Source organism: Azotobacter bryophylli, assembly GCF_042643485.1.
Lineage (GTDB): Bacteria > Pseudomonadota > Gammaproteobacteria > Pseudomonadales > Pseudomonadaceae > Azotobacter > Azotobacter bryophylli.
On sequence record NZ_JBHRSJ010000034.1, the window covers coordinates 213,803 to 229,058 of the forward strand.

A 15,256-nucleotide genomic window follows, 5' to 3' on the forward strand; every position below is an offset into this window, starting at 1 on the left:
TACCGGTTCGACTGCCGATATGCAAATGGAGTGGACCAAGCCCCTCATCACGAAGAGGAGGGGCGGGCAAGGGATAGGCTTAGTGAAAGCCCGCGAACTGAAGATAGGCGCCGGTAATCTGCTTTCCCCAGAGCAAGGCGATCCAGCCGGCGAGGGCGAGGAAAGGGCCGAAGGGGATCGGCGTGCCATGCTCGGCCTTACGTAGTTTCAGAATGAGCAATCCGAGCATTGCGCCGACCAGAGAGGACAAGAGGATGGTCAGCGGCAGAATCTGCCAGCCTCCCCAGGCACCAAGCATCGCCAGCAGCTTGAAATCACCATAGCCCATGCCTTCCTTGCCGGTGGTCAGCTTGAACAGCCAGTACATCGACCACAGGCTGAGATAGCCGGCGATCGCCCCCCAGAGGGCGTCTTCCAGGCTGGTGAAAAGGCCGAAGTGATTGATGATCAGCCCCAGCCAGAGCAACGGCAATACCAAGGAGTCGGGTAACAACTGGTGGTCGAAGTCGATCAGGCTCATGGCCAGCAGGCCCCAGCTGAGCAGAAGCATGGCACCGGCCTGCCAGCCGAAGCCGAAATGCCAGGCGATATAGGCCGAGAGCAATCCGCAGGCGAGCTCCACCAGTGGATAGCGTACGCTGATCGACGCCTTGCAGCTCGAGCACTTTCCATGCAGGACCAGCCAACTGAGTAGTGGGATGTTCTCCCAGGGCCTGATCTCATGGCCGCAGTGCGGGCAGCGTGAGTTCGGCAAAACCAGGTTGAAGGTCTCGGTTGGTCCAGCATCCGGCAGTTCGAGTACTTCCCGCGCCTGGGCTTGCCAGTCGCGCAACATCATCTTGGGTAAGCGATAGATCACGACATTGAGAAAGCTGCCGACCACCAGACCAAGCAGCAGTACAGAGAAAACAAAGGCCAGCACGTGGCTGGCCAGCAGATCGATGAAAGGCATATCAGACCACGGCACCCAGCTGGAAGATCGGCAAGTACATGGCGATGATCAGGCCGCCGACCAGCACGCCGAGGACCGCCATGATCAGCGGCTCCATCAGGCTGGTCAAACCGTCGACCATATTGTCCACCTCGGCTTCGTAGAAGCTGGCCACTTTGTCCAGCATTTCATCCAGTGAGCCGGACTCCTCGCCGATGGCAGTCATCTGGATCGCCATGGTCGGGAAGGTGCCGGTGGTACGCATGGAGAAATTGAGCTGCATGCCGGTGGAGACGTCAGCCTTGACCTTGTCGGTGGCATTGCGGAACACCACGTTCCCGGTGGCGCCGGATACCGAGTCCAGCGCATCCACCAGCGGTACGCCTGCGGCGAAGGTGGTGGCCAGGGTCCGGGCGAAGCGGGCGACTGCGGATTTATAGAGAATGTCGCCAATGATGGGCAGTTTCAGAATCGTGCGGTCCACCCAGTCGCGAAACTTTTCCGAGCGCTTGTGCGCCTCCTTGAGTGCGAAAGAGGCTGCGAACATGCACAGCAGGACATAGAACCAGGATTTCTGTAGGGTCTCGGATAGGCTAACGACCATTCGGGTAAAGGCAGGCAACTCGGCGCCGAAGTTGGCGAACACCGATTGGAACTGCGGAACTACTTTAATCAGTAGAATTGACGAGACGATGATTGCTACCACGATTACCGCAATGGGGTAGTTCATCGCCTTCTTGATCTTGGCCTTCAGGGCCTCGGTCTTTTCTTTGTAGGTGGCGACCCGGTCGAGCAGGGTTTCCAGAGCGCCGGACTGCTCGCCGGATTCAACCAGGTTGCAATACAGGTCGTCGAAGTACTGAGGCTTCTTGCGCAGGGCGCTGGCGAAGCTGTTGCCTGCTGCTACTTCCTGTTTGACCTCGTCTACCAGCTTGCGCATGTTCTGGTTGTCGAGACCTTCGCCGATGATGTCGAAGGCCTGCAATAGCGGCACCCCGGCCTTCATCATGGTTGCCATCTGCCGGGTGAACAGGGCGATATCCAGCGGTTTGATCTTCTTGCCCTGGCCGAGGAGGGATACAGCCTTCTTGCGCACCTTGAGCGGGTTGATGCCCTGCTTGCGCAATTGCGCCTTGACCAGTGCAGGATTCACTCCGCTGAGTTCCCCCTTGACCTTGGCGCCGCGCTTGTCGGTACCCTCCCAGGTGAACACGCTGGTCTTTAACGCTTTTTCCGCCATGGTTAATCCTTGGTGACGCGGTTGACTTCTTCCAGACTGGTGATGCCCTGCATGGCCTTCAGCAGGGCAGAGGTGCGCAGGTCGTTGAAGCCATCGGCGCGCATTTGCTGGGCGATATCGATGGAGTTGCCGTCCTCCATGATAATGCGCTGCAGAGCCGGCGTGATTTTAACCACTTCATAAATACCGACCCGGCCCTTGTATCCGCCGTTGCACTGTTCGCAGCCGACCGGGCGATAAATCTTGAAGGTGCCGATTTTTTCCTCCGGAAAGCCCTCTTGAATCTGAGCTTCCCGAGGAATGTCCAGTGGCTTCTTGCAGTGGTTGCACAGCTTGCGTGCCAGGCGCTGGGCAATGATCAGGTTGACCGAGGTGGCGATGTTGAACGAGGGGACGCCCATGTTGCGCAGGCGGGTCAAGGTTTCCGCCGCGCTGTTGGTGTGCAGGGTGGACATCACCATGTGGCCGGTCTGCGCGGCCTTGATCGCGATTTCGGCAGTTTCCAGGTCCCGGATCTCACCGACCATGATGATGTCCGGGTCCTGACGCAGGAAGGCGCGCAAAGCCTGGGAGAAGTCCATGCCCTGCTTGGGGTTGACGTTGACCTGGTTGATCCCCTCCAGGTTGATTTCCACCGGATCCTCGGCGGTGGAGATGTTCACCTCGGCTGTGTTCAGGATATTCAGGCCGGTATATAGGGAAACCGTCTTGCCCGAGCCGGTCGGGCCGGTGACTAGGATCATGCCCTGTGGCTGGTTCAGTGCCTCCAGATAGAGTGCTTTCTGATCCTCTTCATAGCCTAGGGCGTCGATGCCCATCTGGGCGCTGGAGGGGTCGAGGATCCGCATCACGATCTTCTCGCCCCATAATGTGGGTAGTGTGTTGACCCGGAAGTCGATGGCCCTGGTTTTCGAAATCTTCATCTTGATCCGGCCGTCCTGGGGCTTGCGCCGTTCGGAAATATCCAGTCCGGCCATCACCTTCAGGCGTGCGGCGATCCGGGGCGCCAGTTGGATCGGTGGCTTGGCCACTTCATGGAGGATGCCGTCGGTACGCAGGCGTACCCGGTAGGTTTTCTCGTAGGGCTCGAAGTGCAAGTCGGAAGAGCCGCCCCGGATCGCATCCAGCAGCACCTTGTTGACGAAGCGCACCACCGGTGCATCCTCGGCATCGCCGGCCGGGTTGATTTCTTCCTCGTCGCCGTTGGTTGCCGTCACCTCCAGGCCGTCCAGATCGATGTCGGCCAGCTCCCCCATCCCGCTGCCGGCCGCGTCGAAGAACTTCTCGATAACTTCTCCCAGCTTGTCGTCTTCCACCAGAATGGCTTCGACGGTCAGGCCGGTACTGAACTGGATATCGCGAATCGCCTGATGATTGGTCGGATCGGAAATCGCTACGTAGAGCTTGTTGCCACGGCGCCGCAAGGGCAAGGCCCGGTGCTGGCGGATCAGCTTCTCGCTGACCAGGTCCTTCGGCTGCCCCTCCTTATCTAGTGCCTTGAGGTCGAACAGAGTGATGCCAAACTGCTCTGCCGCCAGTTCTGCCAGAGGGCGGCTTTTCACTAGCTTGCTCTGCACCAGATGGGTGACCAGCGACAGGTTATTTCGCTGTGCTTCGAGCTGGGCCTGCTGTGCCTTTTTCTCATCGATTAGGCCGACCAGCACCATCTGCCGGGCCAGACCGGAAAGGGAAACGTTGTCGTTCATCTACAAAGCGGCTCTCTGCTAAGTGGCGGAAACAGGCCGGGTGAATCGTGGGGAGCGGCAGATCTGGTGGGTCTCCCTTTTACTCTGGGACAGGCCGGATAGGGATACTCTACCCTGAGCCTTCAATTGCAGCAGAGGCATTCATCGCACTCTCCCTAGTGCATAGAGACAAGTCGCTCTTGCTTGCACGCGCATGTGCCCGTTTGGCAGCAAGGGAGGTAAGTGGAAAATCCATGGATCGGCCTCGATGGCATCTGCCTTATAACCCAGCAGACGAAAGCTGCCAAACCCACACAAGGCAAGTGACAAAAAGTGTCAGGAGTTGGCGGGTTTTTGCTCGAATGCCTGCTGGGCAAGTCGCCCACCCCTTTTTCTGGTTCTGGCAAACCGGGTATACCTGCCTCGGGGGGGCGATTTTTTGTGATGGAAGACTCAGAGGGGAATATCGGCAAAAACACCAATGGACATCTTTTTTTCAGGGGAGACGTAGCAACTACGTGCCTTCCAGCCCTAAGGTCGGTCCAAGTCCGGCCTCTTTCATCATTCTCGACTGCTCTAGAACGGGAAAGCTGGCACGTCTGCTGCTTTTACTCTGGCAGGCCAAGAGCCTTGACACCTTTAGGAGAAGTTGATGAAAGCTCAAGTGCAAAAGGGTTTTACCCTGATCGAATTGATGATCGTGGTGGCGATCATCGGTATTCTGGCCGCCGTTGCTCTGCCGGCTTACCAGGACTACACCATTCGTTCCCGTGTGACCGAGGGTGTAGGTCTGGCCTCCAGCGCCAAGCAGATGATCGCTGAAGCCAATACCGCAGCCGAACTGGCTGCTATTGCTGCTACCTGGAACGCTCAAGCCAACAACCTCGGCGCGACCAGTAAGTACGTGACTTCCGTACAGGTCGCTCCGGGGACTGGCGAAATAACCGTGACCTTCAACCAGGCCAACGTCGGCAATATTCCGGCTGCTTCGACCTTGCTCTTCACCCCCTACGTGCAAACTGGTGCTGCCACGGTTCAGTTGGGCGCCAGCTTCGGTGCTGGTGCTGCTACCGGCTCCATCGACTGGGGCTGCGCTTCCACTAGCAATAACGTATCGGGCAACCGTGGCTTGGGGGCTGTGGGTGCTGCTACCCTGCCTGCTCAGTTCGCTCCGAACGAGTGCCGCTAAGCAGGACAAGTGGCGGCCGTCCTAGATGCTCTGATGTCCCGGATAGTCGTTCCTGAATGCATGGAAAACCCCTTTTCAAGGGGTTTTCTGTTTTTGGATGCTGAATCGGATTCATGAAAGCGGGATGTTTATGCGCAGGCCTTTGAGCCGTTGGAGTGCAGGTGCGCTCCATTTTCTGATCAGCTTGGCGATCCTGACTGTGCTGGCATCGATTGCGCTGTTATGGCTCTTTCCCAGCGGGCTATTTCAGGCTGCTGGTGGCTGGGATGGGCTGAAAATCATCGCAGCGGTCGACCTGGTGCTCGGTCCTTGTCTGACTGTGATCGTGTTCAATGCTCTCAAGCCACGATCAGAGTTGGTCAGGGATTTGTCTCTGATCGCATTGGTACAGATGTTTGCGCTGGGCGCAGGTGCCTATGTCGTGGTCGAGTCACGACCATTGGCGGTGGTGCAGGTATTCGACACTTTCCATGTGCTCAACTGGAAAGATTATCGACAACTTAATCTTAGAGCGGGGGAGTTGGAGCGGTTATCGGGCTGGACTCCCAAGTATTTCTACGTCGAAGTGCCCGGGAGTGCTGCCGAGTTTCTAGTGCTACACACAAAAGCTCTACTTAATGGCGACACCCCACTTCAACTACGGGTAGATCAATATCGAGAGCTGAGCAGTGACCGTCAGACCTTAGAAAGAATTTTTCGGGGGGCTGTCTGGAGTGAAGAGAACGCCTGTTTTCGAGTGGATATCCAATCTTCTTATCAGGGCGGCTCAATCTGTTTTGATCCCAAAACGCAGCGGATGAAGGACTTTGTCCCGGATCCTTCCTAGAGCAGCTAACAAAATCAACCACAATTTCCTCACAGGCAGTGGCGGCAAGGCCTAACGGGCAGCCCCACCCGTTTTGTTGGCGGCTATTAATGAAGTTTGCTCTTATAGGCGCTTTGGTGTTGAGATCGCAGGGTGCTAAGTAAATCTTTTGTGGGTGGTATCAAGTTGGAGGCGATTCCGAACTAAACAACCAAGTGCTCGTAATTCACTCCTCTCTTGATTTCGTCCTTTGTCGATACAATGATGGTTCATTGATTGATTTGCATGGGGTTCTATGAGTCTGAGCCTGGTAGTCATTCTGGCGGTGTCGACCCTCTGCGCCGCTTATGCAGTGATTCTCTATAACGGCCTTGTGCGTCTAAAGCATGGGGTCGGCAAAGCCTGGTCGAATATCGATGTGTTGTTGCGCCAACGGCACGAGGAGTTGCCCAAGCTGGTGGAGACCTGCACGCAGTACATGCAATACGAGAGGGACACTTTGGAAATGGTGGTCCATGCTCGTAGCGTTGTCTACAGTGCCCGTGAGAGGGGTGACATTGTGGCATTGGGGCAAGCGGAGCGTGGCTTGCGCAGTGGGCTGGACCAGTTGTTCGCGCTGGCCGAGAACTATCCGGAGCTCAAGGCCAGTGAGAGCTTCCGTCATCTACAGCAGCGTATTACCCGTCTGGAAAGCGGCATCGCCGACCGCCGAGAACTGTATAACGAGGCGGTTAATCTCAATAACGTGCGTGTTGAGCAGTTTCCAGATGTAATTCTGGCTCGGCTGTTCGGCTTTGCCTCTGCCCCCTTGCTGCAGTTCGGCGAATCCGAAAAAGCGGATGTCGATTTGAAGTCGCTGTTTCGTTGAGTATGAACTTCCTGTTCTTTCAATTGATACTCGCCATAGGGCTTTGTCTTTTCGGTGGCTGGCTGTTTGTCAGCAACTGGTCGCGGACACGCTATCTGCTGGATACGCCAACTTCGAAAGTTTCCTCTGCCGCTCAGGGCTACGTCGAGTTGGCCGGTATCTTGCTGGATCTCTCCTCGCCCAATCTGTTCGGTCCGTTGACTGGTAAGCCCTGCCAGTGGTGGCGTTATCGGATCGAGGAATATAGCTCCGATGCCAAGGGCCGACGCTGGCGGGTGATCGAGAAGGGTACTAGCGAAGGCTGGCTGTGCCTGAGCGACGGCAGCGGAGAGTGCCTGATTGATCCGCACGGTGCCATGGTATTGCCAGCGCGGCGTGAGGTTTGGACAGGCAATCAGCGCCATCCGCAGGGGACTATCTCGGGCTCGGGCAGCTGGCTCGGACTGATCGGTTTGGGTAAGCAATACCGTTATATCGAGGAGCGCCTGCATACGGGAGAGCCCCTCTATGCCATCGGTGACTTCCGCACACTCGGAGGCGAGCAGGGCTTCGATCTTCAGGCGGCGAAGGGGCGGGTTGTCCGCGAGTGGAAAGGTGATTTCGCTGGGCTTCTACGTCGTTTCGATGGCGATGGGAATGGCCGACTCGACGAGGCCGAGTGGCGCCTTGTGCATCTCGCGGCCCAGTTGGAGGCAGAGGACCGTCACCGTCAGAGGGCCAGCTTGCCTCTGCAGCATCGCCTGGCACAGCCCGATGCCGCACTACCGTTCGTGCTCTCCAGCCATGGCCAGGAGGTACTGGCCAAGCGTTTTTTCTGGCAGGCGCTCGGAGGTGCCGTACTTTGTTTGGCAGGCGCTTTGCTGATGGCTTGGGTACTGGGAGTGCGACATTGGTAGGGCGGGCTATCCAGCTCATCTCCCGACGCTTTCTCGTTTCTGCCGGGCGCCCCTGATACCCAGATTCTCCGTTTTTTCGTTCTTGTCTTAGGCAACGCCGATGAGCATGGCTGTGTACTAGGCCCGTAGCAGCTTACATGACCTGTTAAAACTGTTCGGTCTCCGTTTTCGCGAGGATCCAGGCTGATGATGGAATGTGCATAAAGCTGGATATGGATGCACCGGCTCCTGCAGGTTACGCCGCTGAGGAGCCACAGTAGCGACTACGTCGGATCCTTTTGCCGGGCTACCTACAGCTTCAGACGCATGGACAGATCAATGGCCTTGACGTCCTTGGTCAGGGTGCCGAGAGAGATATAGTCCACCCCGGTTTCGGCGATGGTGCGCAGGGTGGAGTCGTTGATCCCGCCGGAGGCTTCCAGTTTGGCGCGGCCGGCGGTGAGTTTGACCGCGGTGCGCATGTCCTCGAGGCTGAGTTCGTCGAGCATGATGATGTCGGCGCCGGCCGCCAAGGCTTCCTGCAGTTCCTCCAGGTTTTCCACTTCCACTTCCACCGGCTTGCCGGGGGCGATGCGCTGGGCGCTGTCGATCGCTGCGCCGATGCCGCCGCAGGCGGCGATATGGTTTTCCTTGATCAGGAATGCGTCGAACAGGCCGATGCGGTGGTTGTGGCAGCCGCCGCAGGTGACTGCGTATTTCTGCGCCAGGCGCAGGCTGGGTAGGGTTTTGCGGGTGTCCAGCAGCCTGACCGGCGTGCCCTCCACCAGGTCCGCATAGTGACGGCAGCGGGTGGCCACGGCGGACAGGGTCTGGAGGAAGTTCAGGGCGCTACGTTCGCCGCTGAGCAGGGCTCGGGCCGGCCCTTCCAGGGTGAACAGCACCTGGTTGGCGGCGACCCGTTCCCCGTCTCTCACCTGCCAGTGCACGGCGACCCGCGGGTCGAGCTGGCGGAACACCGCATCGACCCAGGCGCTGCCGCTGATGACCGCCGCTTCGCGGGTGATGACGCTGGCATGGGCCAGGCGTTCGGCGGGAATCAGCTGTGCGGTGATGTCGCCGCTACCGATGTCCTCGGCCAAGGCACGGCGCACGTTCGCCTCGATTTCGGCGGTCAGGTCGGCAAGGATGAGGTCTGGCATGACGGACTCCGCGGGTTCGAAAGCACCGATTATAGGGGCTGTGGTGCGAGTGTGGGGGTGGGATGTGCATCCGCTGCTTCAGCGGGCCTCCGCCGATGGCTCCGGGGGCGGAATCCCTTGGCCCCGGCTTCCCGCTGCTCTAGAGTGGAGCTCTCCGAGGAGGCGTCCGATGCAGCTTGATCCCTTGACCGGCTGGTGCCATGGCGTGCGCCATTGCCCTTCGCCGAATTTCAATGTGCGCCCGCAGGGGGAGATCTCCCTGCTGGTGATCCACAACATCAGCCTGCCGCCGGGGCAGTTCGGCACCGGCAAGGTGCAGCAGTTCTTCCAGAACCGTCTGGCGGCGGATGAGCATCCCTTTTTCGCCTCCATCGCCACGCTGCAGGTCTCGGCCCATTTCCTGATCGAGCGCGACGGTGCCGTCACCCAGTTCGTTTCCTGTCTCGACCGGGCCTGGCATGCCGGCGTGTCGTGTTTCGAGGGGCGCGAGAGCTGCAACGATTTTTCCCTCGGCATCGAGCTGGAGGGAACCGACGAGCTGCCCTACAGCGAGGCGCAGTACGAGTCTCTGAGCTGGCTCACCCGGCAGCTGCTGCGCGCCTATCCGGCGCTCGATGCACAGCGTATCTGCGGTCATTGCGATATCGCCCCGCAGCGCAAGACCGATCCGGGTCCGTCCTTCGACTGGGCTCGTTATCTCCAAAGCCTTACTGAACAAGGAGGTGGTTGATGGCGTTTCTGGTTCTTCTGCTGGTCCTGCTGTTCGAGACGTTTTCCAACTGGCGTCTGCACATTCAGCAGGATCGGTTCTGGCTACGTCTGCTGACGAGGGTCGAAGGGCGTCCGCGACTGACCGCAGCGCCCTGGCTGAGCCTGGCCCTGCTGGTGCTCCTGCCGGTGCTGCTGCTCGGGCTGGTGCTGGTGGCGTTGCATCCGCTGGCCTATGGCTGGCTGGCCTTGCCGGTGCATCTGCTGGTGCTGATCTACAGTCTGGGACGCGGCGATGTGCAGACCTCGCTCGGGCCGTTCCGCGATGCCTGGCGTCGCGGCGACAGCCAGGCGGCCTATCTGGTGGCTGAGCGCGATCTGGCGCTGGAGGTGCCGGACGGCGACGCACTGCTGGAGCGGGTGCAGGAATATCTGCTGTGGCAGGCCTATCAGGGCTTTTTCGCGGTGATCTTCTGGTATGCCCTGCTCGGGCCGGTGGCGGCGCTGGCTTATCGACTGCTGGCCCTGACCGACGAGCATGCCCAAGTGGAGTCGCTGCGCGAGCGGGCGGTGCGGTTGCGGCATGTCTTCGACTGGCTGCCGGCTCGTCTGCTGGCGGCGAGCTTCGGCCTGGTCGGCAACTTCATCGCCGTCAGCCGGGTGCTGCTGCACGAACTGTTGAGCCGGGACGTGACGGCCGCGAAGCTGGTGGGCGATGCCGGGCGGGCTGCCAGTGAGGTTCCGGGGGAGACGCTCGGCGGCGAGGCCGGCGTCCGCAGCCTGGACGAGCTGTGGCAGTTGCTGGTGCGTGCTGCGGTGCTCTGGTACGCCGCGATCGCCCTGCTGGTACTCCTCGCCTGACCGCGTGGGTCACCGCCAGCCGAACAGCTCGCAGACGTTGCGCGTGCTCGCCTCGGCCAGAACATCCGGCTCTATGCCCATGAGCGCGGCGAGGGCGCCACAGATCTCCGGCAGGTACTCCGGGCTGTTGCGCTGGCCCGGATGCATGGCCGGGGTCATGTCCGGTGCGTCGGTTTCCAGTACCACGGCCTCCAGCGGCAATTGCGCGACCACCTGGCGCAGGCGGTTGGCCTGCGGCCAGGTCGGTGCGCCGCCCAGGCCGAGCTTGAAACCGAGCCTCAGGTACTCCTTCGCTTCCTCGCGGCTGCCGCTGAAGGCGTGAACGATGCCGGCACGCGGCGGCCGGACGCGCTTCAGCGCGGCGACGGTCGGTGCATGGGCCCGGCGCACGTGCAGCAGGACCGGCAACTCCACCTCCGCGGCCAGGCGCAGCTGGGCCTCGAATAGCGCTTGCTGGCGCTCGCGGTCCAGCTCCGTCAGGTAATAGTCGAGACCGAATTCGCCGACCGCGCAGAGCTTGCCCTGTCCGCGCAGGCGCCGCAGCCAGTCGCCCAGATCGTCCAGATCGGCGGCGCTGTGCCTGGCCAGATAGACTGGGTGCAGGCCGAAAGCGGCGTACAGCTCGGGTTCGACGCAGGCAAGGTCCCAGATCCGCTGCCAATTCTGCCGGTACACGCCGAGCAGGATCTGCCGCTCGATGCCCAGTGCCCGGCAGCGGGCGAGCACGGCCTGACGGTCCGCGTCGAACTCGGGAAAGTCGAGGTGGTTATGGGTGTCGATCAGACGCACGGGCGAACTCCTCGGAAGGGACCGGCAAGAGCATACCGCTGCGGGCTTTTCCGGCGGCCAGGCTCGAGCCCGTGGCTCCCGAGTCCTTCGCGAAGCATGGGGAAGGGCCGCCGTCGGGAGCGTCAGCCGGACCGATCAGGCCGGCCACAGCCAGGCGGCTCCGCGCACGCCGCTGGAGTCGCCGTGGCGGGCCGGCAGCAGGCGGGTGTTGATCCGGTCGGAGAAGACATGGCGTACCAGCAGGGGCGGCACCTCCCGGTACAGGGCTGGCATGTTGGACAGGCCGCCGCCGAGCACGATCACCCCGAATACGCTGTAGGCGCCTGCCCCGGCGCCGTCGCAGGCCTCCGAGAGGGCGAAGCAGTCGGCGTCGTTGGCCAGCCGGACCGGCCGCTCCAGTAGGCGTTCGAGATCGCCCTGCAGATCCTGGCCGATCAGGCAGGTGGAGTTGGCGTTCTTGATCCGCCCATGATCGGGCGAGACGGTTCCGGGAATCCCCAGGCCGACGCTGCCGCGCCGACCCAGTTCGCGTTCGGCGTCCCGAACCAGGTCGGCGACGGCGGCAAGCGTGGCAGCATAGTCGCCCCGGGGTGTGGTCACCCGTCGGCGCAGGCATTCGCGTTCGCCGTCGAGGCCGACGATCTCGATCTTGGTGCCGCCGAGGTCGATACCGAAGCGCAGGGTCATGGTCGTGTCTTGTTCGGTGGGGATCGTGACAGCCTAACAGTCCGTCGGCCGCCGTCGCTATCGGTGACCGCTTCCGCCGGCCTGATCCGGCTGCGGCAGGTTGTCCAGCAGCCGACGGGCCAGGGCCTGATAGAGCGGCACCGGAGAGATGCGTCTGGAAATCCCGCTGGCCAGCAGGCTGGCGGCGAGGATCGGCAGGGCCATGTCCGGGCTGTGCGACAGCTCGATGCTGATCACCGTGGCCGTCAACGGCGAGCCCGTGACGCCGGCCAGGTAGGCGGCCATGCCGAGTAGGCCGGCGGTCTGCAGACTGACGCCGGGAATCCAGTCGACCAGCCAGGGGGCGATGCCGGCGCCTACCGTCAGCGACGGAGAGAACAGCCCGCCGGGAATGCCCGCCAGGAAGGAGACCACGTTGGCGAGGAATTTCCACAGCAGGAAGCTGCCGTCGGTTGCCGGATGCCCCTGCAGCAGGGCGCGGGTTTCCTCGTAGCCGGTGCCGAACACGTGCTGTCCGGAGCAGACCCCGAGCAGGGCCAGAAGCAGCCCGCAGGCGGCGGCGAACAGCACCGGTCGACGTGCGCGCCAGGCTCCCAGCACGGCCAGCGGGCCGCTCCGGGCCGGCAGCACCAGGCGGCAATAAAGGCCGCCGAGCAGTCCGCCGAACAGGCCGCAGGCGATCACCGCCAGCCAGGCGCCGCCGAGGGGCAGCGCGGCGCCGAGTTCTCCGAAGTAGCTGTACGGGCCGAGCAGGCCCAGCGTGACCATGCCGCCGATCAGTACGGCGGTGAGGATCAGGCCGCTAAGGCGCTGCTCGAAGCGCGGGCTGAGCTCTTCGATGGCGAAGGCCACGCCGGCCAGCGGCGTGTTGAAGGCGGCGGCGATGCCCGCAGCACCGCCGGCGATGATCAGCCCGGAGCCAGCGCGCTGGGTCTGCAGGCCGAGGCGCCGGCCGAAGGCGTACATCAGGGCGGCGCCGATGTGCACGGTCGGACCCTCGCGTCCCACCGAGGCGCCGCAGAGCAGGGCCAGCACGGTCATCAGCATCTTCGCCGCGGCGATCGGCAGGGCCAGGGCGGCGTTGCGCAAGCGACTGGAAGGTTTGTGTTGCAGGGCGATCACCAGGTCGATGCCGCTGCCTTTGGCTTTGCCCAGCCGGCCCTGGGTGGCCCAGGCGAGCAGGGCGAAGCCGGTCGGGGTGACCAGCCACGGCCACCAGGAGCCGTGCCCGAGCAGATGGCGGAACTGAGCGTAGGCATGATCGGCGAGCCAGGCGAAGGCGAGGGCGGCGAGTCCGACCAGCAGGGCGCCGAGCCAGAAGGCCGCGCTCTGGCGCAGACCGCGCAGGCGCCGTCGATGGCGCAGGCGTTGCACCAGGGGGGCGGAGGTGTCGCGGGAGTCGTCCATCGGTGGGAGGCTTCCGTCGGCGGCGGGGCGTTGCCCGTTCGCGATGCGCCGGACAACGCCGGCCTGGCGAAAGGCCCCGCGGGTTGCGCGCGGGGCCGGGGCGGTCAGTGGTGCTCGCGGGTGGCGCGGAATTTCACGTCCGGCCAGCGCTCCTCCATCAGACTGAGGTTGACCCGGGTCGGCGCCAGGTAGGTGAGGTGGCCACCGCCGTCGATGGCGATGTTTTCGAAAGCCTTGGTCTTGAAGTCTTCGAGCTTCTTCTTGTCCTCGCACTCGATCCAGCGCGCCGACCAGACGTTGACCGCCTCGTAGGCGCACTCGACCTTGTATTCTTCCTTCAGCCGGCTGGCCACCACGTCGAACTGCAGCACGCCGACCGCGCCGAGGATGATGTCGTTGCTGCGCTCGGGGAAGAACACCTGGGTCGCGCCTTCCTCGGCCAGCTCCTGCAGGCCCTGGCGCAGCTGCTTGGACTTGAGCGGGTCCTTCAGGCGCACGCGGCGGAACAGCTCGGGGGCGAAGTGCGGGATGCCGGTGAAGCCGAGGGTCTCGCCTTCGCTGAAGGTATCGCCGATCTGGATGGTGCCGTGGTTGTGCAGGCCGATGATGTCACCGGCGTAGGCCTCTTCCAGCATCTCGCGCTCGCTGGAGAAGAAGGTCAGCGCGTCGGCGATCTTCAGGTCCTTCTTGATCCGCACGTGGCGCATCTTCATGCCCTTCTCGTACTTGCCCGAGCAGATGCGCATGAAGGCGATGCGGTCGCGGTGCTTGGGATCCATGTTCGCCTGGATCTTGAACACGAAGCCGGTGAACTTCTCCTCGATCGGCTCCACCACCCGCTCGTGGGCGGCGCGCGACAGCGGCTGCGGCGCCCAGTCGACGATGGAGTCGAGCACCTGGTCGACGCCGAAGTTGCCTAGCGCGGTGCCGAAGAACACCGGGGTCATCTCGCCCCGGAGGAAGGCGTCCTGGTCGAACTCGTGGCAGGCGCCCTGCACTAGCTCCAGCTGCTCGAGGAAGCCCTCGTACAGGTCGCCCAGGTGCTCGCGCGCCTCGGCCGAATCCAGGCCCTGGATCACCGGAACCTCGATGCGCTCGTGGCCGTGGCCGGGCACGTAGACGATGATCTTGTCCTCGGCCAGGTGGTAGACGCCCTTGAAGTCCTTGTAGCAGCCGATCGGCCAGGTGATGGGCGCGGCCTTGATCTTCAGCACCGCCTCGATCTCGTCGAGCAGTTCGATGGGGTCGCGGATGTCGCGGTCGAGCTTGTTGATGAAGCTGACGATCGGCGTGTCGCGCAGGCGGCAGACGTCCATCAGGGCGATGGTCCGCGGTTCCACGCCCTTACCGCCGTCGAGCACCATCAAGGCCGAGTCCACCGCGGTCAGGGTGCGGTAGGTGTCTTCCGAGAAGTCCTCGTGGCCGGGGGTGTCGAGCAGGTTGATCATGTGCTCGCGGTAGGGGAACTGCATCACCGAGGTGGTGATCGAGATGCCGCGCTGCTTCTCCATCTCCATCCAGTCGGAGGTGGCGTGGCGGTCGGACTTGCGCGATTTCACCGTGCCGGCGACGGCGATCGCCTGACCCATGAGGAGCAGCTTCTCGGTGATGGTGGTTTTGCCCGCGTCGGGGTGGGAGATGATGGCGAAGGTGCGGCGCTTCGCGACTTCGGCGGCCTGAATGGTCATCGGAAAAGGAACCCGTCGACGAGTAGTCGGTCTGTCAAAAAAGGCGGGGATTATAACGTCAAATGCTGCCCCGGCGCCTTTCCGCCTGCCCCCCGGAATGGCGGTTTCGTGCAGCATTCCCCACGCATCGTTGCAAATCCGAAACGACGGCGAGACCAAGGTCGGCCGAGTGGCAATTTCTGGTTGATCTGCCGGCCCCTTGGTCCTAAAGTTCGCGGCCGAACGTCCATGCTGGAAACGATCCATCCGGCTCAAGTACTGACGACGAGACAGCAAGGTCAACCCGCATCCACGGTTGACCTTTTTGCTTTCGGCGACATGCCTTGGGAAGTAGGCGAACCAAAGTGGGGAAACGGATTAGGC

General features: G+C 62.1%; 14 protein-coding genes. 6 read left to right on the forward strand and 8 right to left on the reverse strand.

Features of this window, described 5'->3' with window-relative positions; all coding sequences use genetic code 11:
• Positions 1-79: 79 nt before the first annotated feature.
• From ACFOJE_RS17015 to pilB, 3 genes are read right to left on the reverse strand one after another with little or no spacing between them, the layout of a single operon-like run.
• Entirely contained in the window at positions 80-952 is an 873-nt protein-coding gene (locus ACFOJE_RS17015) for a prepilin peptidase (protein ID WP_377815835.1), read from the reverse strand.
• Position 953: 1 nt separating this feature from the next.
• Entirely contained in the window at positions 954-2,171 is a 1,218-nt protein-coding gene (locus ACFOJE_RS17020; protein WP_377815836.1) for a type II secretion system F family protein, read from the reverse strand.
• Positions 2,172-2,173: 2 nt separating this feature from the next.
• Positions 2,174-3,877, reverse strand: a complete 1,704-nt coding sequence (gene pilB / locus ACFOJE_RS17025) for a type IV-A pilus assembly ATPase PilB (protein ID WP_377815838.1) — start codon at positions 3,875-3,877, stop codon at positions 2,174-2,176.
• 631 nt (positions 3,878-4,508) lie between these two features.
• Here pilB and ACFOJE_RS17030 point away from each other — a divergent pair.
• The 4 genes from ACFOJE_RS17030 to ACFOJE_RS17045 all read left to right on the forward strand — a co-directional run bounded on the left by ACFOJE_RS17030 (position 4,509) and on the right by ACFOJE_RS17045 (position 7,614).
• Positions 4,509-5,045, forward strand: a complete 537-nt coding sequence (locus ACFOJE_RS17030; protein ID WP_377815840.1) for a pilin — start codon at positions 4,509-4,511, stop codon at positions 5,043-5,045.
• Positions 5,046-5,142: 97 nt separating this feature from the next.
• Positions 5,143-5,871: a hypothetical protein gene (locus ACFOJE_RS17035; RefSeq protein WP_377815841.1), complete on the forward strand. Its 729-nt coding sequence runs from the start codon at positions 5,143-5,145 to the stop codon at positions 5,869-5,871.
• A 274-nt stretch (positions 5,872-6,145) separates the two neighbouring features.
• Positions 6,146-6,718, forward strand: a complete 573-nt coding sequence (locus ACFOJE_RS17040) for a LemA family protein (protein ID WP_377815842.1) — start codon at positions 6,146-6,148, stop codon at positions 6,716-6,718.
• Between the two features lie 2 nt (positions 6,719-6,720).
• The gene (locus ACFOJE_RS17045) at positions 6,721-7,614 is read left to right on the forward strand and encodes a hypothetical protein (RefSeq protein ID WP_377815843.1); all 894 of its coding nucleotides are present in this window, start codon (positions 6,721-6,723) and stop codon (positions 7,612-7,614) included.
• A gap of 290 nt (positions 7,615-7,904) precedes the next feature.
• On the opposite strand, the gene nadC is transcribed toward ACFOJE_RS17045, so the two are convergent.
• Positions 7,905-8,753: a carboxylating nicotinate-nucleotide diphosphorylase gene (gene nadC / locus ACFOJE_RS17050; RefSeq protein ID WP_377815844.1), complete on the reverse strand. Its 849-nt coding sequence runs from the start codon at positions 8,751-8,753 to the stop codon at positions 7,905-7,907.
• 169 nt (positions 8,754-8,922) lie between these two features.
• Here nadC and ampD point away from each other — a divergent pair, with 169 nt between their 5' ends.
• The gene (gene ampD / locus ACFOJE_RS17055; RefSeq protein WP_377815845.1) at positions 8,923-9,483 is read left to right on the forward strand and encodes a 1,6-anhydro-N-acetylmuramyl-L-alanine amidase AmpD; all 561 of its coding nucleotides are present in this window, start codon (positions 8,923-8,925) and stop codon (positions 9,481-9,483) included.
• Positions 9,483-10,322 (forward strand): regulatory signaling modulator protein AmpE, encoded by an 840-nt coding sequence (ampE, locus tag ACFOJE_RS17060; protein ID WP_377815846.1) that lies wholly within the window; start codon positions 9,483-9,485, stop codon positions 10,320-10,322. The genes ampD and ampE overlap by 1 nt, the downstream gene beginning before the upstream one ends.
• 9 nt (positions 10,323-10,331) lie before the next feature.
• On the opposite strand, the gene ACFOJE_RS17065 is transcribed toward ampE, so the two are convergent.
• The 4 genes from ACFOJE_RS17065 to ACFOJE_RS17080 all read right to left on the reverse strand — a co-directional run bounded on the left by ACFOJE_RS17065 (position 10,332) and on the right by ACFOJE_RS17080 (position 14,893).
• Positions 10,332-11,111 (reverse strand): TatD family hydrolase, encoded by a 780-nt coding sequence (locus ACFOJE_RS17065; RefSeq protein WP_377815847.1) that lies wholly within the window; start codon positions 11,109-11,111, stop codon positions 10,332-10,334.
• Between the two features lie 135 nt (positions 11,112-11,246).
• Positions 11,247-11,798, reverse strand: a complete 552-nt coding sequence (locus ACFOJE_RS17070) for an ROK family protein (RefSeq protein WP_377815849.1) — start codon at positions 11,796-11,798, stop codon at positions 11,247-11,249.
• 57 nt (positions 11,799-11,855) lie between these two features.
• The gene (locus ACFOJE_RS17075; RefSeq protein ID WP_377815850.1) at positions 11,856-13,205 is read right to left on the reverse strand and encodes a chloride channel protein; all 1,350 of its coding nucleotides are present in this window, start codon (positions 13,203-13,205) and stop codon (positions 11,856-11,858) included.
• A gap of 104 nt (positions 13,206-13,309) precedes the next feature.
• Positions 13,310-14,893 (reverse strand): peptide chain release factor 3, encoded by a 1,584-nt coding sequence (locus tag ACFOJE_RS17080; RefSeq protein WP_377815852.1) that lies wholly within the window; start codon positions 14,891-14,893, stop codon positions 13,310-13,312.
• Between the last annotated feature and the right edge of the window lie 363 nt (positions 14,894-15,256).